24 protein-coding genes are annotated in these 24,648 nt (G+C 25.8%); 15 read left to right on the plus strand and 9 right to left on the minus strand.

Features of this window, described 5'->3' with window-relative positions; translation table 11 throughout:
* Positions 1 to 25: 25 nt before the first annotated feature.
* Positions 26 to 1,165, minus strand: a complete 1,140-nt coding sequence (locus ACAN_RS08210) for an FAD-dependent oxidoreductase (protein WP_099333404.1) — start codon at positions 1,163 to 1,165, stop codon at positions 26 to 28.
* The gene (locus ACAN_RS08215) at positions 1,158 to 1,484 is read right to left on the minus strand and encodes a hypothetical protein (RefSeq protein WP_079577746.1); all 327 of its coding nucleotides are present in this window, start codon (positions 1,482 to 1,484) and stop codon (positions 1,158 to 1,160) included. Before ACAN_RS08215 ends, ACAN_RS08210 begins: the two co-directional genes overlap by 8 nt.
* 72 nt (positions 1,485 to 1,556) lie before the next feature.
* On the opposite strand from ACAN_RS08215, the gene ACAN_RS08220 reads away from it, so the two are divergent.
* From ACAN_RS08220 to ACAN_RS08240, 5 genes are all read left to right on the plus strand, one after another.
* The gene (locus ACAN_RS08220) at positions 1,557 to 1,922 is read left to right on the plus strand and encodes a response regulator (protein ID WP_099333405.1); all 366 of its coding nucleotides are present in this window, start codon (positions 1,557 to 1,559) and stop codon (positions 1,920 to 1,922) included.
* Positions 1,923 to 1,933: 11 nt separating this feature from the next.
* Positions 1,934 to 2,551 carry a chemotaxis protein CheX gene (locus ACAN_RS08225; protein WP_099333406.1) on the plus strand — a complete coding sequence of 206 codons (618 nt, stop codon included), beginning with the start codon at positions 1,934 to 1,936 and terminating at the stop codon, positions 2,549 to 2,551.
* 1 nt (position 2,552) lies between these two features.
* Positions 2,553 to 4,043 carry a sensor histidine kinase gene (locus tag ACAN_RS08230; RefSeq protein ID WP_099333407.1) on the plus strand — a complete coding sequence of 497 codons (1,491 nt, stop codon included), beginning with the start codon at positions 2,553 to 2,555 and terminating at the stop codon, positions 4,041 to 4,043.
* 107 nt (positions 4,044 to 4,150) lie between these two features.
* Entirely contained in the window at positions 4,151 to 5,044 is an 894-nt protein-coding gene (locus tag ACAN_RS08235; RefSeq protein ID WP_079577742.1) for a DnaJ C-terminal domain-containing protein, read from the plus strand.
* Between the two features lie 3 nt (positions 5,045 to 5,047).
* A complete protein-coding gene (locus tag ACAN_RS08240; protein WP_099333408.1) occupies positions 5,048 to 5,428 on the plus strand; it encodes a heat shock protein transcriptional repressor HspR in 381 nt (126 codons plus the stop codon).
* A gap of 12 nt (positions 5,429 to 5,440) precedes the next feature.
* Here ACAN_RS08240 and ftsZ read toward each other — a convergent pair whose 3' ends face one another.
* From ftsZ to fliW, 7 genes are all read right to left on the minus strand, one after another.
* The gene (ftsZ, locus tag ACAN_RS08245) at positions 5,441 to 6,577 is read right to left on the minus strand and encodes a cell division protein FtsZ (RefSeq protein WP_079577780.1); all 1,137 of its coding nucleotides are present in this window, start codon (positions 6,575 to 6,577) and stop codon (positions 5,441 to 5,443) included.
* Positions 6,577 to 7,965: a cell division protein FtsA gene (gene ftsA / locus ACAN_RS08250; RefSeq protein WP_079577740.1), complete on the minus strand. Its 1,389-nt coding sequence runs from the start codon at positions 7,963 to 7,965 to the stop codon at positions 6,577 to 6,579. Before ftsA ends, ftsZ begins: the two co-directional genes overlap by 1 nt.
* A 3-nt stretch (positions 7,966 to 7,968) precedes the next feature.
* The gene (locus ACAN_RS08255; RefSeq protein ID WP_099333409.1) at positions 7,969 to 9,429 is read right to left on the minus strand and encodes a peptidylprolyl isomerase; all 1,461 of its coding nucleotides are present in this window, start codon (positions 9,427 to 9,429) and stop codon (positions 7,969 to 7,971) included.
* 59 nt (positions 9,430 to 9,488) lie between these two features.
* Positions 9,489 to 11,777, minus strand: a complete 2,289-nt coding sequence (locus ACAN_RS08260; RefSeq protein ID WP_099333410.1) for an AAA family ATPase — start codon at positions 11,775 to 11,777, stop codon at positions 9,489 to 9,491.
* Positions 11,777 to 12,130: a hypothetical protein gene (locus tag ACAN_RS08265; RefSeq protein ID WP_099333411.1), complete on the minus strand. Its 354-nt coding sequence runs from the start codon at positions 12,128 to 12,130 to the stop codon at positions 11,777 to 11,779. Before ACAN_RS08265 ends, ACAN_RS08260 begins: the two co-directional genes overlap by 1 nt.
* Positions 12,130 to 12,480, minus strand: coding sequence for an arsenate reductase (glutaredoxin) (gene arsC / locus ACAN_RS08270; RefSeq protein ID WP_079577737.1), 351 nt, complete (start codon positions 12,478 to 12,480; stop codon positions 12,130 to 12,132). Before arsC ends, ACAN_RS08265 begins: the two co-directional genes overlap by 1 nt.
* A 79-nt stretch (positions 12,481 to 12,559) precedes the next feature.
* Positions 12,560 to 12,934: a flagellar assembly protein FliW gene (gene fliW, locus ACAN_RS08275; protein WP_099333412.1), complete on the minus strand. Its 375-nt coding sequence runs from the start codon at positions 12,932 to 12,934 to the stop codon at positions 12,560 to 12,562.
* Positions 12,935 to 13,003: 69 nt separating this feature from the next.
* On the opposite strand from fliW, the gene ACAN_RS08280 reads away from it, so the two are divergent.
* The 10 genes from ACAN_RS08280 to ACAN_RS08325 all read left to right on the plus strand — a co-directional run bounded on the left by ACAN_RS08280 (position 13,004) and on the right by ACAN_RS08325 (position 24,644).
* Complete coding sequence (locus ACAN_RS08280) at positions 13,004 to 15,262, plus strand: flagellar hook-length control protein FliK (RefSeq protein ID WP_099333413.1); 2,259 nt, start codon at positions 13,004 to 13,006, stop codon at positions 15,260 to 15,262.
* Position 15,263: 1 nt separating this feature from the next.
* A complete protein-coding gene (locus ACAN_RS08285; protein ID WP_079577734.1) occupies positions 15,264 to 15,548 on the plus strand; it encodes an EscU/YscU/HrcU family type III secretion system export apparatus switch protein in 285 nt (94 codons plus the stop codon).
* A 72-nt stretch (positions 15,549 to 15,620) separates the two neighbouring features.
* Positions 15,621 to 16,061 (plus strand): hypothetical protein, encoded by a 441-nt coding sequence (locus ACAN_RS08290; RefSeq protein WP_079577733.1) that lies wholly within the window; start codon positions 15,621 to 15,623, stop codon positions 16,059 to 16,061.
* Positions 16,058 to 17,827 (plus strand): penicillin-binding protein 2, encoded by a 1,770-nt coding sequence (gene mrdA, locus ACAN_RS08295; protein WP_099333414.1) that lies wholly within the window; start codon positions 16,058 to 16,060, stop codon positions 17,825 to 17,827. The genes ACAN_RS08290 and mrdA overlap by 4 nt, the downstream gene beginning before the upstream one ends.
* A 53-nt stretch (positions 17,828 to 17,880) precedes the next feature.
* Positions 17,881 to 18,609, plus strand: coding sequence for a flagellar type III secretion system pore protein FliP (fliP, locus tag ACAN_RS08300; protein ID WP_099333415.1), 729 nt, complete (start codon positions 17,881 to 17,883; stop codon positions 18,607 to 18,609).
* A gap of 126 nt (positions 18,610 to 18,735) precedes the next feature.
* Complete coding sequence (locus ACAN_RS08305; RefSeq protein ID WP_099333416.1) at positions 18,736 to 20,082, plus strand: TolC family protein; 1,347 nt, start codon at positions 18,736 to 18,738, stop codon at positions 20,080 to 20,082.
* Positions 20,079 to 20,849, plus strand: a complete 771-nt coding sequence (locus ACAN_RS08310; protein WP_079577729.1) for an efflux RND transporter periplasmic adaptor subunit — start codon at positions 20,079 to 20,081, stop codon at positions 20,847 to 20,849. Before ACAN_RS08305 ends, ACAN_RS08310 begins: the two co-directional genes overlap by 4 nt.
* On the plus strand, positions 20,839 to 22,410 hold the full coding sequence (locus ACAN_RS14120) for an efflux RND transporter permease subunit (RefSeq protein ID WP_099333417.1): 1,572 nt from the start codon (positions 20,839 to 20,841) through the stop codon (positions 22,408 to 22,410). Before ACAN_RS08310 ends, ACAN_RS14120 begins: the two co-directional genes overlap by 11 nt.
* A gap of 8 nt (positions 22,411 to 22,418) precedes the next feature.
* Entirely contained in the window at positions 22,419 to 24,077 is a 1,659-nt protein-coding gene (locus ACAN_RS14125; protein ID WP_265734345.1) for an efflux RND transporter permease subunit, read from the plus strand.
* 72 nt (positions 24,078 to 24,149) lie between these two features.
* Positions 24,150 to 24,644: a redoxin domain-containing protein gene (locus tag ACAN_RS08325; protein ID WP_099333418.1), complete on the plus strand. Its 495-nt coding sequence runs from the start codon at positions 24,150 to 24,152 to the stop codon at positions 24,642 to 24,644.
* Positions 24,645 to 24,648 lie beyond the last annotated feature (4 nt).

Below are 24,648 nucleotides of genomic sequence, written 5' to 3' on the forward strand. Positions count from 1 at the left end.
TTTTAAAAATTTTATCAAATTCATATTAACGATTATTTAACTTTATTTTCTTAACCCATCGTTTAAATAATCTATTAGTTAAAATAGACTCATTAATAGCTTTTTTATTAATTAAAAACTCTACTAAACTATTTGCTAAATAAGGAGATAAAACAAAGCCTCTTCCACCTACTCCATTTATTATATAGAGATTTTTCTTCTTTACTAACTTATCATCAGTAACAAAACTTCCATTTACTAAATGAGGATATTTTTCTATAGTTGCTTTACTATCAATTAATTCTCCAAGCATTGGAAAATAATCAACACTACAAGATCTTGCACCAACTTTTATATCAATTATTTCAATATCCTTAAGATTAATTATATCTTGTGCTAGACTCAAAAGTTTTTCATTGTTTTTTTCTTCAATTTCCTTTAATAACTTTTTGCATTCTAAATCACTTGATTCATTAAATCTATGATGTGTTGCTCCAATTGATATTAAGTGTCTATTATTTTCATGTTTACTAGAAGAACTAACAGAACACTCTTTGTGATAATTAATACAATTAATACTTGAAGTTAATATATCAATTTTTTGACCCCAAACAGGACGAATTTTAAGATAATCTTCTTTAATTAAATTAACATTATGACCTGTTGCAAGAATCAAATTTGAAGTTATTAACTCATCATTTACAATCCACATAAACTTTTCATCTTGCTTTAAAGAAAACACTTTATAATTTAATAGTGTTTCAAACTCATTTTTAATTTTTTGGGCAAAATTTTTTGGTGTAATTCTTGAACCTATATCAAAAAAATATCCCTTATCTGTTTTTTCATACTCAAAATCCATAAAAGATTCATACTCTTCAAACTTTTGTTTATCATTTTCATCTTTTGGAATACGACATACACCACAATTTATAAAATCATCTTTTAATATCTCTTTATAAAAATCAATTGAAAAATCCAATGAATCTGATACCAATGCTTTAAAAGGATTCTCTTTTCCTAAAAGTGGAGATAAAAATGCTCCAGCTGCACTACTTGCTTCACTTAATAAACAATCATTTTTATCAATTAATAAAACTGATTTACTATATTTTGATAAAAAATATGCAGTACAAACCCCAGCAATACCTGCCCCAACTATTATATAATCATAACTTTTATACATTTTTTTCAATCTCTTTTTGAAGTTGAAAATTTGGTCGCCAATAACCTCTACCACCCCTTAAACTAATACAAGTATAATCAGGAAATTTTTTTCTATAAAAGTTCAATCTCTCTTTTGTTGTTTTTCCAGTATCACAATAAAAAACAAATACTGTTTTTTTTGGATACTCTTTCATTTCAAAAGGATTATATGTAATTGATTCAATATTTGCTAATGGCTTTAAAATAGTGTCAACCAAAACCACTTTTATACCATCTTTTTCTAGTAGTTTGGCATATTTAAATAACTCTTCTTGTGTCCATTCATCTTTTTTTAACATTTTCATACCTATTTAACTATTTTTTGGATAAAATTTAGTAATAACGAATGATTACAAAATAAGGCTTAATTTATGAATATACTTGTTGCAGATGACTCAAAAATGGCAAGAAAAATTGCTATAAAAACAATAAAAGAGACACTAAGTGAAAATCTACAAGCAAATATTATAGAAGTTAATAATGGAGAAGAAGCTTTAGCTACTTACCAAAAAGAGAATATAGATGTGGTATTTTTAGATTTAACAATGCCTATAATGGACGGTTTTGAAGCATTACAAAGAATCAAAGAGTATGATAAGGATGCTAAAATTATAGTTGTTTCAGCTGATATACAAAAAACTTCTATGGATAAAGTAAGAGAGTTTGGTGCAATAGATTTTGTTAAAAAACCAATAAATAGTGAAAAAATGAATCAAATAATTCAAAAATTTCTATAGGAAACCAAGTAATGAGTAATGAAATTATACTAAATGAAGATGAAAAAGATTGTTTACAAGAATTGATGAATATTGCATATGGTTCAGCAACAGCAGCAATTACTGAAATTCTTGATGCTTTTGCTACTTTAAGTATTCCTAGAATTGAAGTTATTAAAACAAAAAATTTAAAAAATCACTTGAGTAAAGAAGTAAATCTAAATTCAACTCATTTTGTTTGCATGCAACAAATAAATGGTCCAATTGCAGGAGAAAATCTATTTGTAATTGATAATAATTCAGCAAAAAATATAGCAATAAAGTTTGGTTTAGAAGAAGATGAAATAACAGAAATTGAGCTTTGTGATATCATTTTAGAAATTACAAATATACTCTCTTCTTCAACAATTAGTAAATTAGCAGAAGATATGAAAGCAATGGTCTCTTTTTCTCCGCCTGATGTAAAAATACTTGATAATATAAACAAATTGGATAATCAATTTATTGAAAAATATCAAAATGTAATTATAATTTCTACAAGACTTAAATTTGAAGATTTAGATATTGATGGGCAACTAATGATTTTAACAACTGATAAATCAATTACTTATATTAAAAAAACTATAAATAAAATTCTTAATGAGATATAATATGCCAGTAAAAAAATTTGAATTCATATGTAATACTGTTGACAATGGTGTAATAATATTAGATGAACAATTAAATGTTCATTTTTGGAATAGCTGGTTAGAATCAAGAACAAATATAAAATCTCAAGAGATAATGTTAAAAAAATTAACAGATTTTTTCTATGATATAAATGAAAATACTTTAAAAAGAAAAATAAAAGCCTCTTTAGCTTTAAACTCTTCAACATTTTACCATACAGGAATAAATAAATATTTATTAAATATTGAGTTAAATAAAGTTGCAAATAAAGTTTTTGAGAATATGCAACAAGCAATAACAATAACACCATATGATAAAGATAAAAGATTAGTATTTTTATATATTTATGATAATACTTTATTATGTGAAACAAACCATGAATTAGAAAAAACAAAAAATAGTTTAGAAGATTCACTTGAAGAGATAAACTTATTATTAAATACAACACTTGAAGCTATTTTTCTATTTGAAGATGATAAATGTACAAATGCAAATGATATTGCATTAGAACTTTTTAAATATGAAAAGAAAAATGAAGTTATAAACAAAGAGATTTATGAATTTATCGATACAAAATCTTTAGAAAAAACATCTGAAATAAAAAATAAACCAATTGAAATTAAAATGTCAAGAAAAGGTGGTTCAACTTTTCCTGCTTTAATTAAAATAAAAGATACAAAATTAAAAAACAAAAAATTTAAAATTTTAACAGTAATGGATTTAAGTGAGATAAAAAGAAAAGACAAGCTTTTAGTAGAACAAACAAAAATGGCAGCTTTAGGGGAAATGATTGGAAATATTGCACATCAGTGGAGACAACCTTTAAGTACAATTACAACAGCTGCTAGTGGTCTTAAAATGCATAAAGAGTTAGAAATTTTAACAGATGAGATATTTATAGAATCAATTGATGCAATTACAAGAAATTCTAAGCATTTATCACAAACAATCGATGACTTTAGAGACTTTTTAAAAATCGATAAAAAAAGAGTAGAGTTTAATATAAAAGATAATATAGAAAAAAATATATCAATTCTTGAGGGAACACTAAAAAACCAATCAATACAATTGGTTTTAGATTGTGATGATAATTGCATAATTAAAAACTATCCAAATGAATTAACCCAAGCATTTTTAAATATAATAAACAATTCTAAAGATGCATTTATAGATAAAAATGTAGATTTATCAAAAAGATTTATATTAGTAAAAATATATATAAAAAACAATAACCTTATAATCAAAATCAAAGATAATGCAAAAGGTATTGACCCTGCAATTATAGATAAAATTTTTGAGCCATACTTTACAACAAAACACAAAGATGTAGGAACAGGACTTGGACTTTATATGACTCATCAATTAATAGAGATTAGTATGAATGGAAGAATTGAAGCATATAATAAAAGTTTTAACTATAAAAATACAAATATGTATGGAGCATGCTTTAAGCTAACACTTCCACTAGACTAAGCATAATTGAGTCATTACTGCTAACTTTTATCTTTAAGTTGATTGACATTGACTCAACTTTTTTGATATAATAATATAAAATACAAACAATTATAAATGGAGTATAAATGGCAAAAAGTTTATATGAAACACTAGAAACAAATGAAAACGCATCTGTTGATGAAATAAAAAAAGCTTATAGAAGATTAGCAAGAAAATATCACCCAGACGTAAATAAAGACCCAAAAGCAGAAGAAAAATTCAAAGAGATTAATGCTGCTTATGAGGTTTTAAGTGACCCTGAGAAAAAGCAACAATACGATCAATTTGGTGATTCTATGTTTGGAGGTCAAAACTTCCATGATTTTGCAAGAGGACAAGCAGGATCAGGAATTGATTTGGATGAAATTCTAAGACAGATGTTCGGTCAACAAGGTGGCTTTGGAGGAGCTTCTGGTTTCTCTAGTGCCTTTGGTCAAGGTGGATTTAGTAACAGTGGATTTGGTGGATATGAAGAGCCTGATTTAGATATGAATGCACAAATTACTATTGCATTTGACACATCAATCTTAGGTGGGAAACAACACATTTCACTAAATAATGACTCTTTTGATATTAAAATACCAGAGGGTATTAAAGATGGACAAAAAATAAGAGCAAAAGGTAAAGGAAAAGCCTTGGGTTCTCAAAGAGGTGATTTAATAATAAAAGTAAATGTAGCACCTAGTCCTGAATATGAAAGAGATGAAGATACTTTAACTAAATCTTTTGATATACCACTTAGTACAGCACTATTTGGAGGAAAAGTAGAGATTAAAACAATACATAAAACTATTACTCTAAAAGTTCCTGAAAATACAAAACAAAATCAGAAATTCAGAGTAAAAGAGCTTGGAGTATTTAATAGAAAAATAGGTAAAAGAGGTGATCTTCACTTAAAAGCAAATATCAAACTTCCAAAAGTTCAAGAACTTGATGAAGATTTAATTGAATTGTTAAAAGAGAAATTACCAAAGGAGTAAGCAATGGAAAACAATGCATACACTGAACCTGTTTACCTTATATCAGCGGTTGCTCAAATACTTAATATTCATCCGCAGACTCTAAGACAATATGAAAGAGAGGGACTTATAAAGCCCTCTCGTACAAATGGAAAAATAAGACTATATTCTCAAAAAGATATAGATCATATAAAATATGTTTTAACGCTTACAAGAGAGTTGGGCATAAATCTAGCAGGTGTTGATTTGATTTTAAGATTAAATAAAAAAATTGAAAAATTAGAAACTGATGTTAGTAAATATAAAAATAGATTAAAAGAAGTAAATAATTTTGGAGTTGTTCCAAGCTCTAAAGCTTTGGTAATTAAAAAAAGTTCTTACGATTTAGTTATATTTGAAGAGTAATTAACTCTTCATTTATAGTTGATATTGAACCACATACTCTCTCATAAGAGGTGGAATATCTAAGTAATTCTCATCATTTACCGATAACTTAGCATTTGAGTTATCTTGTCCTTCACTATTTTTATCATAATCATCATCTGTATCATTTTTAGACTCAAATCCTGTTGCTACAATTGTAATTTTAACTTCATCAGTTTGAAGTGTACTATCAGTAGTAGTACCAAAGATAATCTCTGCATTTGAATCAATATTATCATGAATAGAACCCATAACATTATTAATAGCAAATAACGAAACCTGCGGATGAATATTAAAATGAATCAAAATACCTTTTGCTCCACTTAATGATACTTTATCAAGTAAAGGAGAATCAATAGCATCTTCTAAAGCTCTAAGTGCAGCATCTTCACCTTTTGCTCTACCAATACCCATAAGAGCCATACCCTTGTGTTGCATTATTGTTTTAACATCTGCAAAGTCAGTATTGATATCTGAATTTCCTGGATTTAAGATTACCTCACTCATTCCATTTACTGCTTGATATAATATATTATCAATAATTTTAAAGGCATCTTTCATACCAACATTTTCATCAATAATATCAAGCAATCTATCATTTGGAACTACAATTATTGAATCACTTACTTTTTTAAGTTCTTCAAGACCTAAATTTGCAAGTCCTGCTCTTTTTTTACCTTCCCAAGTAAAAGGTTTAGTAACAACAGAAACAGTTAAAGCACCTACTTCTTTTGCTGCTTTTGCTATAATAGCAGCAGCACCAGTTCCAGTTCCACCACCAAGACCAGCTGCAATAAATATTATGTCAGTTCCCTTAAGAGCATTTTTAATATCTTCATAACTCTCAACGGCAGAATCTCTACCAACTTCTGGTTTCATTCCAGCACCTAAACCTTTAGTTAGCTTAACTCCTAACTGTATTTTTTTAGGTGCTCTTGAAATATTCAATACTTGCAAATCTGTATTTGCAGCAATTAAGTCAATTTTATGAGTTCCCTCTTGGATCATGTGGTTAATCATATTACAACCACCTCCACCAACTCCAATTACTGAAATCTTAGCTATATTTTCTCCGATTGTTTGATTAGGCATTTCCACTGTAATATCATCCACATTAAATAAATTATCCATTAAAACCACTCCGAAACTTTACTCCAGAATCTAGACATACCTCTTCCTTTATCTTTTTTAGATAGTGTTGGAAGTTTAGTATTGTCTTCTTTTTCTAAAGTCTCATTGATTTTTTCTTTTAGCTTCTCTTCTTTTATTACTGGTTCCTCTTTTTGAATAGGAGGAATAGTAAGCTCTTCTTTTTTTATAGCTCTTTTCATTAGTTTCTTATTAGAATCTAATTCATAAGCTCTATTATCATCAAGACCATAAAAAAGAAGTCCAACAGTTGTTGATAGTGTTGGGTCATCAAAATTCATATATCCATTTTTAATATTAATTGGATTTGAAATTTTTATTGGAGTATTTTCAAATACTTTTGTTGCAAGCTCTTTTATTCCTGATAACTGACTCATACCACCAGTTATCACAATACCTGCTCCTATATTTTCTTGTATCCCACTTTGTCTTAATTTGTTTCTTACAAGTACTAAAATTTCTTCTACTCTTGCATGAATTATTGTTTGAATATGATCCAATGAAACCTCAGATGTACTTTGTTCATCCCCAATTCTTGGAATTTTGACTTTCTTTATAGTTAAATCTTCATTTTCATTTGATTTTAGTAAATTACCATATTTTATTTTTAATGTTTCAGCTGCATTTGGAGGAGTATGTAGCATAACAGATAAATCATTTGTTATATGATTTGAACCTACAGGTATAAAGCCATTAAATACAATTGAGCTACCTTTGTAAGAGACAAATTCAGTTGTTGTTCCTCCTATATTAATAACAGTAGCTCCAAACTTATTTTGTTGTTCATCTAAAAGTGATATGGCACTTGCATATCCATCTAATACAAAGTTTGTAAGTTCAATGCCTGCTTGTTTTAACGCAGATTTTACATTTGTAAGTGCTGTTCTTTTAGCTGTAACAATATAAACAGACACTTCAAGTCTTGAACCATTCATATTTAAAGGATTTTCAACATCCTTTGAATCATCAACTTTAAAAAATATTGGTAATACATGTACTACTTCATATTCTGGAATAATAGTTGCATTATATAAAGCCATTTGCATAACTTGATTTATTTCAGTTTCAGTAATAAGACCATTTGGAACATTTACTGAACCTAAACTTCTTAAACCCTTTGTATATGCGCCAGATATAGATATAACAGAGGAGTCAATTACTTCTGATGTACTTCCTCTTGCTATATTAACTGCATTCTTAATAGCTTTAGAAGCCACTTCAATATTTGTAATTGACCCTTTATTTATACCTTCACTTTTACTTGTTCCCGTACCTAATATATTTATTTTGCCATCTAAGTTATTCTTTGCTATTACTGCTGTTATACTAGTAGAACCAACATCTATGGCTAAAAGAGTCTTATTACTCAATTACTATTCCTTTGTCTTTAGTGAAGACTGAATTTCATATCTATTTTCAAGTCTTTTGATTAGATTATTCATTAATTCTGTATTTTGTAAATTTTCAACAGTTTGCTTGATACTTTCATCTCGTGTTTTATCATAATTTGCAAATCTTGAATCGTTAATTTTATAAAGTACAACTTTATTTCCTAAATCAATTTGACCTTTTTTAGTATCTGTTCCAAATAACTTATTTAAAAATTGTGAAGCTTCCATTTCATTTAAACCATTTATATTTGAAACTGATGTTCTGTCAATCCAACCTATATTTATACCTTTAAAATTATCTAACTCTTTCTTAGATAGTGCTTTTAATTTTAAAGTTTTTTCATTATTTATAAAATCTTGTGTTACTTTTTGTTTTGCTTGTTCAAAACTTAACTGTTTTGGAAAGATTTTTTTATTAACTTTTACAATAATAAATTTATCATTATATAAAAATGGTTTTTTCAAGTCACCAGCTTTAGATTTTTTAATTATTGTATTATTTTCACCATATGGTAACTCATTTTCATAAAATACTATATTCTTTGTAAAATCTTTCTCACCCTTTTTATACTTTATATACTCTCTTAAAGCATCTTTTTTTGTATCTTTTAAATCAAGTGCAAATTGAACATCATCTTTTGCTTCTTCAAAACTTTTTATTTTATCATTTTCTTTTCTAAAATCTGTTTTAAAGTTTTCATAATAGCTTTGCATATCTTCTAAAGAGTGTTTAGCTTTTTTTATATCAACAATAGCATAATCAATATCATACGAATTATCTGACATATAATTTACTTTATTTTTTTCCCAATACTCTTTAATTTTTTCTTCATTTAATGAAACAGTAATATTTTCTTTATTTAAAATTTTAATATCAACATTATCTTCTAAAAATAAAAGTTGATTTAAAAGTTTTATTTCTGTATCAGTAGCAGAAACTTCGAAAAGCTTTTCAATCTTTTGAAGTAAAGTATTTCTTTTTAAAGAGTCTTCAAACTCAGTTGCAGTTGTACCATTTCTATTTAAAACTTTAATATAAGTATCTTTGTCAAACTTACCATTTATAATAAATGCATCATATTTTAAAAGTTCTTTAGCAATATCTTCATCAGTAACTGCTAAACCTAGCTCATCAGCGTATGATAAAATAAGATTTTTTTCAATAGACATTTTATATGCTAAATCTTTTAGTTTTAGCTTTTCTGCCATCTCTTTACTAAAATCATCTCCAAAAATTCTTGAATATTGTTCATATAAAGCAGAATATTCTCTTTGATATTCATTAACTGTAATTTCTCTATCACCAACTACAGCAACTGCTCCACTTTTTTTACCAAAATCATAGCTTCCCCATCCTACAAATCCAGCACCAACAAAAGCTATTGTACTAATCCAAATAGTACTTACTAGCCACTTTTTATGTCTTTGCATCCAAGTTATCATATAATATATTCCTCTAAAAATTTTCAATATATATTACAGAAAAGTTGCTTTTAGTTACGTTAAATTGTAGTTTGCATCAAGTCATTTATAACTGATTCTCTTATTGTGGTTTCTATTCTTTTACAAGCGCCTTTAAAAGCATCATCTTCTCCTACAATATAGCACATACTTTTTGCCCTTGTAATTGCTGTATATAAAAGCTTTGTATTATGCATAATATAATGAGAAAAACTCATAGGTATTAAAGCATTATCATACTCCATTCCTTGTGTTTTATGTATAGTTAAGCAGTATGCTAAAGACAATAATGAGCTTAAATCATCCATATCATAAAAAACTACCATATCATCATTTGGATATAAAACAATACATTTTTTTTCATCAAAATCAAGTTTAATAATCAAACCTAATTGACCATTAAAAACTCGTCTTTCTAAAAAATCTTGAGAATTAGATTTATACATACTCATAGTTTGACATTTCATGTTCTCATTTTTAATATGAATTACCTTATCACTTAATTTATATTCATAAAGTCTTGTTTTTACAGACTGTTCCCTTGAACTATTAAATAATTTTTGAAGTTGCATATTTAAATTCTCAACACCTAAAGTTCCATTTTTCATAGGCGTAATAACTTGAAAAAGTGTTAATGCTTTTGAAATATCTTTATTTTTAATTAATCTATAAAATCTTTCAATATAACTTGCAGAAATATTCAAGATATTATTTAATATCATATCTGAGTTTTGAACTCTTATTGAAGCAAAATCATTAGAAGAGACTGAATTTTTAATAGCATAATAGTTATCAATTGATACATCAATAAACTTAAAATCTTCATAATTTTCTTTATAGCTTGGTACTTTTCCTTGTCTTATATCATTTGCAATAACTGCGATTGCTTGATTTTCGTTTTGTCTATAAATCTTTGTTAGTTTACAAATTGAAGCAAGATTATATTTAATTGCATCTGAAAGAATATTTCCAGCACCAATAGCAGGCAATTGACCATCATCACCTACAATTATAAAGATTGTATCATCACTAATTTTTGAGATAATTTGGTAAAAAGTAACAGAATTAACCATTGAGGCTTCATCTAATAAAACAACTTTATATGGAAAAAAATCTTTCTCTTTATGTTTTACTAAAAGTGATTGAATTGTGCAACTTTCATATCCTGTAGTATCAGAAATTCTTTGACTTGCAATTCCACTTAATGCAATTGTAATAATATCATCATATCCAACAATCTCTTCTAATAATTCCAAAATAGCTCTACTTGAAGTAGATTTTCCTGTTCCTGCATAACCTATTAAAAATAGTGTATTTTGACCTTCATTTATAAGTTTAACCGCTTTTTTTTGTTCAGGACTTAAATTAAACCCTAGACTTTTCTCTTTTTTTTCTAAATAATCATCTATATTAGATACTATATTTTTCAGATGTCTTTCGTCTTTTCGTCTTTTGAAAAATTCCAATATCTTTTTTTCTGCTCTGTAAAGCATTGAAATAGCAACTCTATTCTCTTTTGTAGTAAATAACTCTTCATTTGCAAGCATTTGAACAATACTATTTTCATAAAGCATCTCTTCATTGCTAAAACCTAAAGATTCATCTAAAAGCCTGTATAAATGATATTTGTCAATTGAAGAGTTTCCATTGTTATCACAAAACTCTTTTAATGTATAATTTAAACAAGCCATTATTCTAAATTCTGAGCGCTCATCAATCCCTAAAGACTTAGCTATTTCATCAGCTTTTTTAAAGCCTATTCCCTTAATATGTATTAATATATATGGATTTTCTTTGATTTTTTCAATTATATCTTCAATTTCACCAAAATTTGAGTATATTTTAGTAATTAAGCTTGAACTAACTCCATACTTTGAAAGAAAACTTCCAAGCTCTCTTAAGTGTTGAAATTTTTGCCAAGATGATACTATCTTTTCTAATTTTTTTTCTTTTATACCTTTGAATTTTAAAAGTTTTTCAGGAGTTTCATTTAAAACTTTTATTAACTCTTCTTCTGTATATTCTTCTAATAACTCTTTTGCAAACTTCTGCCCTATTCCTTTTACAATCTTTGTTAAAAAAAAATAAAGCTCAGCTTCTTTTATTTCTAAAGTATCAAAGATAAATTGAACACCATATTTTTTATGTGTTACCCAATTACCAGTAAGAACTATCTCTTCTCCTACAATTTTTTCAATATCAGTATCAAAATAAACACCACAAATTCTTTGATTGTTTTCTAAAACTGCTGATATAAATTTTGTTTCATCATTTTTATAAAATACTTTTTTTATTACTCCTGATAATTTAAAACTTTTTGGCTCTTCCATTAATATCCATCATCATATTTTGATTTTTTATGCTTCTGTTTTTTATAGTTTTTTTTATTTTTCTCTTTTTGAAGTAAATTAGCATCTTTTAATAATGTTAATCGTTGTTCTTGAAAATCATCTATTGGATTGTTTATATAACTCATTGTTTTATTGATAAAATTTTTAAGTTCACTCAAATAATTTGAGTGTAAATCAACTGATTTTACTCTATTTAAATCTTCAAAGTTTTTTTTAGTCCTTTGAATAAATAGCTGTGTATTAAAATCATCTAACCTAAGTAAAGATAGTGTTCTAGTAAAAAACTTCTCTAAAACTCTTATATATTTAATTCTTTCTTGTTTTTCATGCATTACATAAACAACTTTTGTATATTTTCTTTAGGTCTTGCAATTACAGCATCTCCATTTTTTATAACAACAGGTCTTTCTATAAGCTTTGGATTATTTGCCATTGCTTTAATAAGCTCTTCTTCATTTGTTACATTTTTCAAATTAAGCTCTTTATAAATTGCCTCTTTTGTTCGAATAAGATCTTTTGCAGCAATTCCCAACATTAAAAGAACATCTTTTATCTCTTGTTCATTTGGTGTTTGTTCTAAATATTTTACTATTTTAATATCTAAGTTTTTCTCTTCAAGTAGTTTTAATGCATCTCTTGATTTTTTACATCTTGGATTGTGCCAAATAGTTATATCTTGCATTATAATCCTTTTACTAATTTTAAAAAGATTATACCAAAAGTTTTTTTATACTATATAAATTATTACAAATTGCAATACTTTAAAAACTTGGTAAGAAATCATTTAAACCATCTAGTCCAAGCTCTTTTAAATCAAGATGAATTTGTCCCATTTTTTTTCTTTTATCATTAGTAATTATTGGAGCAAAAGTATTTAATCCATTGTCATTATTTTGTGTTTGTAATACAAAAATATAATAAATAGATATCTCTTCAATAGCAGTTATTTCTAATTTTTGTTTAAACTCATCGGGTAATTCAAAGTTTAAAGATTTTAAAGCTCCAAAACTCATAAGTCTTAATGTAGCTTCAGTTTCTACACCTTTTATAATTGAAAAAAAATCATCGACTTTTTCAAGAACAAAGCCTTTTTCATCTTCAAAGCCATCAATACTTACTACTACATCATATTGCATAAGTTTAAACCTTTATAAATAGATAAATCATTTTACAAAAACAAACTGTATAAGTCAATTTGAGAAAAATTGAAAATTTATGCTATACTTTATCTTATGTTAGTTGGAAATAATTCACTTTTAAATATTCTTTTACCAAACCAAGACAATAAGCTACTAAAAGATGTGCTAAAAGAAGCTGATTCAAAAGCACTAGATAGTATGATGAAAAATAATTCATCTATTCAAGATGTATTAAAAAATCTATTTGAAGATATAAAAAGTGGAAATAAAAATAATGAAACTATTCAAAATATACTTAAAAACTCTACACTATTTAAAGACCTAGGAAGTTTTACAAATACTTTAAAAACACTATTATCACAAGTAGCAAATGAACCCTCTTTTAGTAAATACAAGCCTATGCTTGAGTCATTTTTAACACAAATAGATAATGTAAATGAGAATAATTTAAAAGAATTACTTTCAAAATCAGGAGTTTTTTTAGAATCAAAAATCTTAGAAAAAGCAAACAGTTCAAACTTACCACCAAAACTACTAGAGCTGTTAAATCAAATAAAAAATATAATAAAAAATTTAGATTCACCACAAGCACAGCAGATAAATGAAATTATTTCAAAATTAAGTACAAGCCCTAATCAAACAGCAAGCTCTATGCAATCTGATATTAAATCAATGATAAACTTACTGCAAGAGGCTTCAAAAAATTTAAGTGATAAAAATGTACAAACTCTAAATAATTTAACAAATCAATTAAAAAGCATAAATGTTGATGCTCAACTAATTGAATCAAAACTTCAAAATAGTTCAAATACACAAAATATAAAAGATTTAATAACAGTTTTAAAAACTGAACTTTCACAAATAAAAAGCTTAGAATCAGCCAATGTATTAAGAAATTTAACTAGTTTACAAAATATGGATTTTAATCAACAAGAAGTAAAAAGTAGTTTATCAAATATACTCTCTTCTTTAGATTTTCAAAGTAGTAGTATAAAAAATACAAATCTTCAAGAAATAGCAAATAAGTTAACTCAAACTTTGCAAAATACAAATCTAAATAGTTTAAATCTACAATCTTTAAATGAACAAAAACAACAAATAACAAACCAATTAAAAGATGTTTTATCTCAGTTAAAAACTGAAGTATTAATAAACAAAAATATTGAACCACAAAAACTACTAGGGCAAATAGATAATATCTTAGCTCAAAAAGATATTTTTTCAAATAATAATACCTTAGAGCCAAAAGCACTTTTAAACCAACTTTTAACTAGTACAGAGATGAAAAATAGCTCTACTTTAAATACAAATATTTCAAATTTAATAAATCAATTAAAAAATTTAAATGATGATATTGTTTCAATTGAAAATAAAATTCAAAATAATCAAATAGTAACAAATGAAAAAGCAAATGTTTTAAATCAAATAAAAGAGAGCTTAAACCTATTAAAAAATGAGCTTTTACAAAACAATACTATACAATCAAAAGTTTTAGTTCAAACAATCGATAAACTTTTGAATATGCAAAATCTTTTTGATAATTTAGAGCTACCAGCTGATTTTAAACTACTTCAATCACAAAATAATAGCTTATCAACTTTTCAAAGTAATTTTTTATCAAATATAAATAGTCTTTTATTAAATTTAAAAGAGACTATTTCTAATATTTCAAGTAATCCTAACTCTTCATTTTTACAAAATGAAATATTAAAAACAGTTGATAAAATAGAAAATAGTCTAAAAGAAGGTATCTTAACAGCAACAAATTTGCAAAACATTAAAAATGACAATAGTACAATTCAAAATGATATGAAAAGTATACTTTTACAAATGCAAGAAGAGCTTGCTTCAAAATCTTTAGAAACAAAATCTCTTAATGAGGCTTCTAAAAATATAGATAAACTACTTTTTCAAGTTGATTATTATCAGTTACTATCTTTAAGCTCAAATTCAAACTATGTTTATTTGCCTTTTTTATGGGATATGTTAGAAGATGGTTCAATAAGTATGAAAAAAATCAATGAAAAAAAGTTTTATTGTGAGATCAATTTAACACTTAAAGATTTTGGACAAGTACAGCTACTTCTAGCTTTATATGAAAAAAATAAAATTGATTTAACAGTTTTTGCATCAAGAGATGTTTTCAAAAAACTTTTAAGAGAACACTTGACAAAATTAAAACAATCACTAAATAGTGTTGGTTTAATTCCTATGGATATTAAACTAATTGATTTAGAGAAAAGAAAAAAAGAGCAAGAAACAACTCAAAATATCTATTCTCAAAAAAGTAGTGAACTTCAAATGGGACTAAATATAAGAGCATAACATGGAAAAACAAAAAATTCAAAAAGCAGCTGCACTTAAATATGATTTAGAAAAAGATAAGGCTCCAAGACTTATAGCAAAAGGTCAAGATCATGTTGCAAAAAATATCATAAAAATTGCAAAAGAGAATGAACTTCCAATAAAAAAAGACGAAGATTTAATAGAACTTCTTTCAAAGTTAGATATAGATAAAGAGATTCCAGATAGTATGTACAAAGCAGTTGCACAAATATTTAGCTTTATTTATGATTTAACAAAGAAAAATAGAGACAATAGTGAGAAATAAGAGCTTTATTGATATAAGTATAAGAGTTATTATAATATAATCGACCATCAATAAAAGAAGTAATATGGCCAAATGAAAAGAAACATTTTTGATAATATTTTAACAGTTGTTTTTGTATTTTTTTTTACAATTATAGTAAACTTTATTTCATCAATCTATTTTAACCCAATATTTTTAATAGGTGTTCTATTTTTAACTTTTATGCATACCATAAAAAGAGAATACTATTATAGCGCCTTTTTTCTAACACTAGCGATGCTATTTTTGGAGTTAAATAATGGATTTAAACCTTTTAGTTTACTTTTATTAAGTTTTTTTGTATATGCATTTATAGCTTCATATATAAAAAGAGTAGTATCTTTTTCACAACTTAATGATTATATTTATATATTAGTATTTTATTTTGGTTTTACTATTTTATATATTATGAATAATACATATTCATATGAACTTTTTTTTACTATTTTTATTAATATTGTAATAGATTTTATAATTGTTGGATTAATGATATGAGAAGATTAAATTTTATTTTGCTATTTATTGGTACTCTTATGATAATTTTATTATCAAGGGTCTATTTTTTAAGTATTAAATCAAATACATATTATGAACAATTATCAAAACAAAATTATATAAAAAGAGTATATCAAGCACCATCAAGAGGTCTAATTGAAGATAGAAATGGCATACCATTAGCTATAAATAACTTAGGGTTTTCAATCACAGTAAAACCACATCTAAAATCATATAAAAATAAACAAAAGCTACATAATATTGTAAAAATTATTGCAAAACACTTCCCTGAATATAAAGAAGATGAGTTATTAAAAAGATATAAAAAATTAGATTCGCCATATAAACATGATTATGTAAACTTAATAGATTACATTGCATATGATGATTTTTTCTCAAAATTCACTCTATTTAACTCAATAGAAGATATAAAAGTTGAACCATCTGTAAAAAGATATTATCCCTTTCATAATGCTGCTTCTCATATTATAGGATATGTGGGAAAAGCTTCAAGAGAGAATATGAACAATAACGAACTTTCAAAATATAGTGGGATTGTTGGAAAAAATGGTTTAGAGAAATACTATAATGAAAAACTACAAGGTACACTAGGATATAAAGATATCAAAGTAAATGCATTAAATAAAGAGCTTGAAGTACTAAAAGAGAAAAAACCAAATGAAGATAATAACTTAAAACTTACAATTGATATAGAGCTTCAAAAATATATTCAAAAAATTTTTACGCACAAAAGTGGTGCTGTTATAGTTATTGATGTAAATAATGGAGAGCTTTTAGCTGCTGCGTCTTTTCCTGAGTTTGATAATAATATTTTTGTAGGAGGTATTTCTCAAAAAGATTGGGATGAGATGAGAAATAGTTTTGATCACCCCTTTACAAATAAACTAGTAAACGGTTTATACCCTCCAGGTTCAGTTCATAAAATGGGTGTAGCTTTAGCCTTACTTGAACATGGTATTTCTCCAAGTTACTCTGTTTATTGTAATGGTGAGTTACAAATAGGAAATAGAAAGTTTAGGTGTTGGAAACAAACAGGTCATGGAAGAACGGGATTTAGAAAAGCACTTAGAGAAAGTTGCGATGATTTCTTTTATAAAGCTAGCTTAAAAGTTGGAATAAATAAAATCTCTAAAACTTTGGAAAAATATGGATTTGGTCAAGAAACAGGTATTGATCAAATAAATGAATTTATAGGTGTTAATCCAAACAAAAATTGGAAAAGAGAGAGATATAATCAACCTTGGTATATAGGAGAAACTGTAATTAGTTCAATTGGACAAGGTTATACTTTAGTAACTCCAATGCAAGTTGCTAGATATACAGCCTTTTTAGCAACAGGAAAACTACCAAGACCACATTTTTATAAAGATAATCATGAAGAACCAGTAGAAGTTCCAACAGATCCAGAATATCTTAAAATTATTCGACAAGGTATGTATGATGTAGCAAATAAAAGGTTTGGTACAGCACAAAGACATATAAGATCAAAAGTAACAATTGCTGCTAAAACAGGAACAGCGCAAGTTATCTCTATTCCACAATCAGAGAAAAAAAGAATGAAAGAGAGTGAATTAGAGTATTACCATCGTTCACATGCATGGCTTAACACTTATGGACCATACGAAAATCCCCAATACGCAGTGGTTGCACTTATTGAACATGGAGGTCATGGTGGTTCAGCTGCTGGACCAATGGTTAGTAAAATATATGATAAATTATATGATTTAGGATATATTAAAAAATAGGTATTTAATGCTTTTTTAGTTATTATTTCGCACAGAAAAAAAGAGGATATGATTTGAAAATACTAGTTAGTTTATTGCTTTTTACATCGCTTATATTTGCAGCAGATTCACCCCCAATTGTAAACTTATCTGTTGCAGCACTTGAAGAACCAGCACAATTTGTAAAAACAATCAATATAGCAATTATACTAGCCTTATTAGTACTTGCACCAAGTTTAATTTTAATGGTAACAAGTTTTACAAGATTTTTAATCGTATTTTCACTTTTAAAACAAGCTTTAGGATTACAGCAAACTCCTCCATCTCAAGTTATTGTATCGATGGCTTTAATACTGACTTTTTTTATTATGGAACCTTATGCAAAAAAATCGTGGGAAGATGCAATAGTTCCTTATATGGATGAAAAAATAGGATATGAAGTAGCTTTTGAAAAAGGTGTTAAACCCTTTAAAGAGTTTATGATTAAAAATACAAGAGAAACTGACCTTGCTTTATTTTATAGAATAAAAAAAGAAGAGAATCCTAAAAATATAGATGAAGTACCTTTAACTTTACTAATGCCTGCATTTATTGTAAGTGAGCTTAGAACTGCTTTTGAAATAGGTTTTTTGATATTTCTGCCCTTTTTGGTTATTGATATTATTGTATCTTCTATTTTAATGAGTCTTGGTATGATGATGCTTCCACCTGTTATGATATCCTTGCCTATTAAACTTATTTTCTTTATTGTAATTGATGGATGGTTTTTAATTATAGGGAATCTTGCCCAATCCTTTAAATAATAATATTTAATTATAAATATAAGTGTTAGTAATATAATCAAATTTTATACTATTAATTACTTTTTTTAACATTTGTTTTTATCTTTATGCAATATAATAAACCATATTATAATATGTGGAGTTACAATGCATAAACTAAGCTTATATTTTTTTATTGTCTCATTTTCTTTTGCACAAAGTGTAAGTTATAATGAGTTACTGTCTTATACTCTAAAAAATAATAAAGATTTGAAAACTTCTAAACTAAATATTAATCTTAGTGAACTAAATATTAAAGAAATAGATGCACTAAATTTTGGAAAACTCTCAATCATAAATGAAACAAATAGAACTAATCATTCAGGTTATGTATTTAATTCAAAATTATCTTCAAGAGAAGCAACTTTTAAAGATTTTGGATTTGCACAAATGAGTGAACCTATAAATACTCAACCAAAAGATTTAAATTATCCCTCAAGTAGAACAAATATAAATACAAAACTTACATATGATATTCCTTTATTTACAGGATACAAAATAAAAACACAAAAAGATATATTAAAACTTGAAAAAAAAATTAACAAATTAAAACACAATATGAATAAAACTGAATTATCACTTGAAGTTTTTAAAGCCTACAATAGCACAGTAGTAGCAAAAGAGTATATTAAAGCTTTAAAAGAATCAAAAAATATAATTAATGAAGTATTTAAAAGAGCACAAACTTTTCATAAAGAAGGATTAATAACATCAATTGATGTTAAACAAGCAAAAGCTTATACTTATGAAATAAATTCAAAGTTATCAGAAGCAAAAAAGAGTTTAAATTTTAATTTAGCATACCTTAGGTTTTTAAGTTCAAATGATAAAATAAACGATGTAAAATCATTTAAAAGTTTTAATTTAGATTTTTTAAACAAAAATGCACTTTTAACAAAGGCTTTAAATCAAAAAGATGAACTAAAAGCAATGAAGCTATATAAACAAATTACTAAAAAAAATATTGATATTGCAAAAAGTTCATACTATCCCCAAGTTTATTCTCATTTAGAGTATGGATATAATGATAATAGAGTAAATTTTTCAGATGAAAAAGATTATTATAATGCTGTAATTGCTGTAAAATATACACTTTTTGATAATACAAGAGATGTAAATTATCAAAAAAATAGAATAATACATCATAAAGCTTCAATAAACTATGAAAAACAAAAAGATTATGTAAGATTAGAGTTATCAAATGCTCTTGAAAATTTAAAATCTAAAAAAGTAATTCAAAAAGAGAAAGAACAATTTTTAAATCTTACCAGTTTGATTTTTAAACAGTCTGAAAAAATGTATAAAAACCACCTAATATCAATGACTAATTTACTTGAACAAAAAGCAAAATATGAACAAGCAAAAATAGAGTTTATACAAGCAAAATTTGCAAAAGCTTTAGCTATAGCAAATATTGCAAAAATTATTAATATAAATTTTGAAGGATTAAAATGATAAAAGTTTTATTGATTGTCTTATTAGCTATCTCATCTTATGCAAATGATATAGAAACATCAGGTACTGTAATATCAAATAATGAAAAAGTTATTACAAGTAGACACTTTGGTTATATAAAAAAAGTATTTGTGCAAGAGGGTTCATTTGTAAAGAAAAATCAGCTTTTATATAAAATTGATTCTTCAGAATTAGACTCTTTAAAAAATGAAGCCAAAGCTAATCTTACTATTTTAGAAAATAAACTTGATAATGTAAAGCTAAACTATAATAGATATAAAAGATTATATAAAGATGACTTAATTGCTAAATATGATTTAGAACAACTTGAATTAAATCTTTTAAATTTAAAAAACCTTGTATCAATAGCAAAAGCAAAACTTACACAAATAAACAATGAATATAACTATTTAAATGTAAAAGCATCAAATGATTCAATGGTTATAAAAAAAAGTATTAAAGAGGGTGAGATGGCTATGCCAGGAGCTATAGCATTAGTACTTACTGATTTACAAAATCTGAAAATAAAAACTTCAATAAATGAAAGTGATTTAGTAAATATAAAAAAATTTCAAAAAGTAGAAGTTTCTTTTCCCTCAATTAATTTTAACACAATAGGAAAAATTGATGCAATAATACCTAGTATTGATAATACAGCACACTCATTTATAGTAAAAATCTCTTTTGATAAAAAAGAACAAATAATTTATCCAGGTATGTATGCAAAACTTACAATTAAAACAAATAGGACTAAAGATGAAAAATAGTGATTTTTCAAAACACTTAAATCCAAATTTAAACATTGCGGGTAGATTATCTCTTAGTTTTATAAATCACCCTCTAACTGCAATTACAATATTTTTAATACTTGCTTTAGGTTATATATCTCTTACAATTATGCCAAGGGAAGAAAATCCACAAATAAAAGTAAGTGGTGGTGCTGTTATTGTAGGACTTCCAGGAGCAAAACCAAGTGAAGTTCAAAAAGTAATAATTGATCCTTTAGAGAAAAAGCTAAGAGAAATAAAAGGAATAGAACATATTTACTCATTTGCGAAAGATTCAGTAGGAATTGTCCAAGTTCAATATTTTATTGGAGAAGATAAAGAAAGTTCAAATTTGAAACTATATGACCAAGTTATGAGAAATATGGATTTAATGCCAAAAGAAGCTCTAACACCTATTATTAAAACCATGGATATCGATACTGATATTCCTATTGCAACAATTGCTTTTTATTCAAAAAAAGATAATGGGAAAAATCTGATTTCTCAAACTGAGATATTTAAAAAAATAGATAAGTTAACTAAGAAAATCAACCAAATAGAAAATGTTGCTCTTATTGAATTAAAAGGTGAGAAAAAAGAACAATATAATATTTTTATAGACTCAAATAAAATATCACAATATAAACTCTCATTAAATGAAGTAGTTAAAAGTGTTCAGGCTTTAGCTTACAATACTCCTAATATTCAAGGAAATACAAAGAATAATGAACTTATAGTTTTTGGAATAAAACAAGCAATTGAATCAAAAGAAGATATACAAAATTTAATAATAAGCTACAAAAATGGTTCAGCAGTTTATCTAAGAGATATTGCAAAAGTTGAAAAATCATATGATATACAAAATAATAAAGAAGCCTATTTATATACAAAAAATGGTAATGAAATTAAAAAAACAGCTCAAGTTACCATGATGATTTCAAAACTAAAAGGAACAAACTCTGTTGATATTAATGAAAAGATTTTTTCTTTTATGCAAGATATTAAACAAGAACTTTTAAATGAAAATATCAAATACACAATTACACGAGATGATGGATATACTGCAAATAATGCAGTAAATTCTCTTGTAAAAAATCTTTTGATTTCTATTGTAATTATTGCCATTTTACTTATTTTTACACTTGGATTTAAAGAAGCCATGATTGTATCACTTACAGTTCCTATGATTTTATCATTAACTTTATTTATAGGATTTTTACTTGATGAAACAATAAATAGAATTACACTTTTTGCACTAATTGTTTCCCTTGGTATGTTAGTTGATGCAGCTATAATTGTTATTGAAAATATACATAGGCACAGAAAAGAGAGTCCAAATTCTGATATTACAATAATTTCTATTAATGCAACAAATGAGATAGGAAATGCTACAAATATTGCAACAATAGCTATTATTATGACTTTTTTACCTATGTTTTTTGTTGGTGGAATGATGGGACAATTTATGAATCCACTTCCTGTTTTTGTACCAATTGCACTTATAGTCTCTCTTATTATAGCTTATGCATTTACACCATACTTAATAAAAAAATTTTTATAGGATTTTAGATGATTAAATTAGAAAACTTTATTTATCAAATTTTAGAATCAAAGTCTAAATCAATATTAGTTTATGTAATTACATTAATACTATTTTTATTAAGTGTATTAACATTTCCAAGCGAAATTATAAAAGCAAAAATGTTGCCAAGTAAAGATTCTGATACATTTTCTGTATATGTTGACTTAAAAGATGGATATAGTAAAAAATATACAAAAGAAGTGACTGATTGTATTGCAAGAAAATTACAAGAAAATGATATAGTTACAAATATATCTGTTTTTATAAGTGAGGGACAACCTTTAGATTTCGCTGCACTTGTTAAGCAAAGTGCTTTAAAAGATAAACAGTGGCAAGCAGAAATGATGATAAATATCAAAAGAGAATCAAATAGAGATATTTCAAGTTTTAATTTAGTTTCAAAATTAAGACCAATTATAAAAGAAACATGCAATATGTACAATGCAAATATTAAATTTATAGAACTTCCAGCTGGACCACCAGTTCTTGCTTCTATTGTTGCAGAAATTTACGGTGGTGAAAACTTCAATTCACAAAGAGATTTTGCTTACAAAATTGCAAAAATTTTTAAAGCACAAAAAACCCTTGTAGATATTGATGTGATGGCAAGTAAAGATTACGCAAAGTATGAGTTGATTTTAGATAATGATAAGATTAAAAAAAGTGGTATTAGTTTAGAACAAATAAAACAAATAGTTTATCTTGCATACGAGGGAATGCCTATTTCAATAGTAAATGACAATCATGCACAAAATCAAATACCAATTTTTCTAAGATTAGATGATACAAGACTTATAAATGAAAAAACAGAACAATCATTAAAAAATAGATTAAAAAATTTAAAATTAAAAAATCAATATAATCAAATGATTAGTGTCTCAGAACTTGTAAGGGTAAGAAAAAGTGTTAAAGAACCAGAATTAACATCTAAAAATTTAAAAAAGATGATAAATGTGATAGCAGAGACAAATAAAGATAGTCAAATTTATCCTTTATTAGAAGCTAGAACACAAATGATTAAACAATTAAGTAGTGATTATAAAGTAATTAAAACAGATATGTTAAACCTCTCATTTATTAATAAAAATACAAATGAAAAGTTTGATTTAATATTTGATGGTGAACTTAAAGTAACCCTTGATACTTTCAAAGATTTGGGAACTGCATTTATTATTGCACTAATTTTAATATTCTTTTTAATGGTTATTTATTATAAAAGTTTTGCTATTTCAGGAGGTATTGTACTTGCAAGTTTTATATCTATTATTGGAGTTATTTTAGCACATATTATTATGGACATATTTACTCAAGATACTTTTTATTTAACTGCAACATCATTAATTGGTTTTATTGGTTTAATAGGAATAAATTCAAGAAACTCAACACTAATTATTGACTTTTCAAAACAGTTAATAATTGAGCAAAATATGTCAATAAATAAAGCAATTGCAAAAGCAACAGCAACAAGATCAAAACCTATTATACTTACAGTTTTAACTATGGTATTTGCCTCATCACTACTTGCAAGTGATGCTGTTTTTGGAGGTTTAGGAGTTGCACTTATTGGTGGAACATTAATTTCATATATAGTATCAATGTTTTTTGTTCCAGTAATTATTAAAAACCATATGAAAAAACTTCTTTAGTAAACACTAACTTTACAAAGAACTGCTAAAATCTAATAATTAAATATAGTTATTAGATTTTAAGGAAAATAGATGAAAGAAAAACTAAAAAAATATCTAAAAGAGATAATATTTTTTATTGTATCTTTAACAATTATACTAAATATTGTTAGCTATTATAGATCTCTTGATTTAAATAAAGAGAAACTATCTATAAAGAGTTTTAAGCTACTAAATAATCAAACTTATAATATATCTAAGGACAAACCTATTATTATTCATTTTTGGGCGACATGGTGTCCTACTTGCAAAATAGAAGCACCAAATATACAAAGACTTTCAAAAGATTATGAAGTTTTAACTATAGCAGTACAATCAGGAAATAAAGAAAATATAAAACAATACTTGAAAAATAACGAATTAAGCTTTAAAGTAGTTGATGATACAGATGGATACTTTTCAAGAAAATTCAATATTAAAGCCTTTCCTACAACACTAATTTATGATAAAAATAAAAATCTAAGATTTAGTGAGGTAGGATATACTTCAACTTTTGGATTATTTGCAAGACTATGGTGGATTGATTAAAAAA

This window comes from Malaciobacter canalis (assembly GCF_008000835.1).
Lineage (GTDB): Bacteria > Campylobacterota > Campylobacteria > Campylobacterales > Arcobacteraceae > Malaciobacter > Malaciobacter canalis.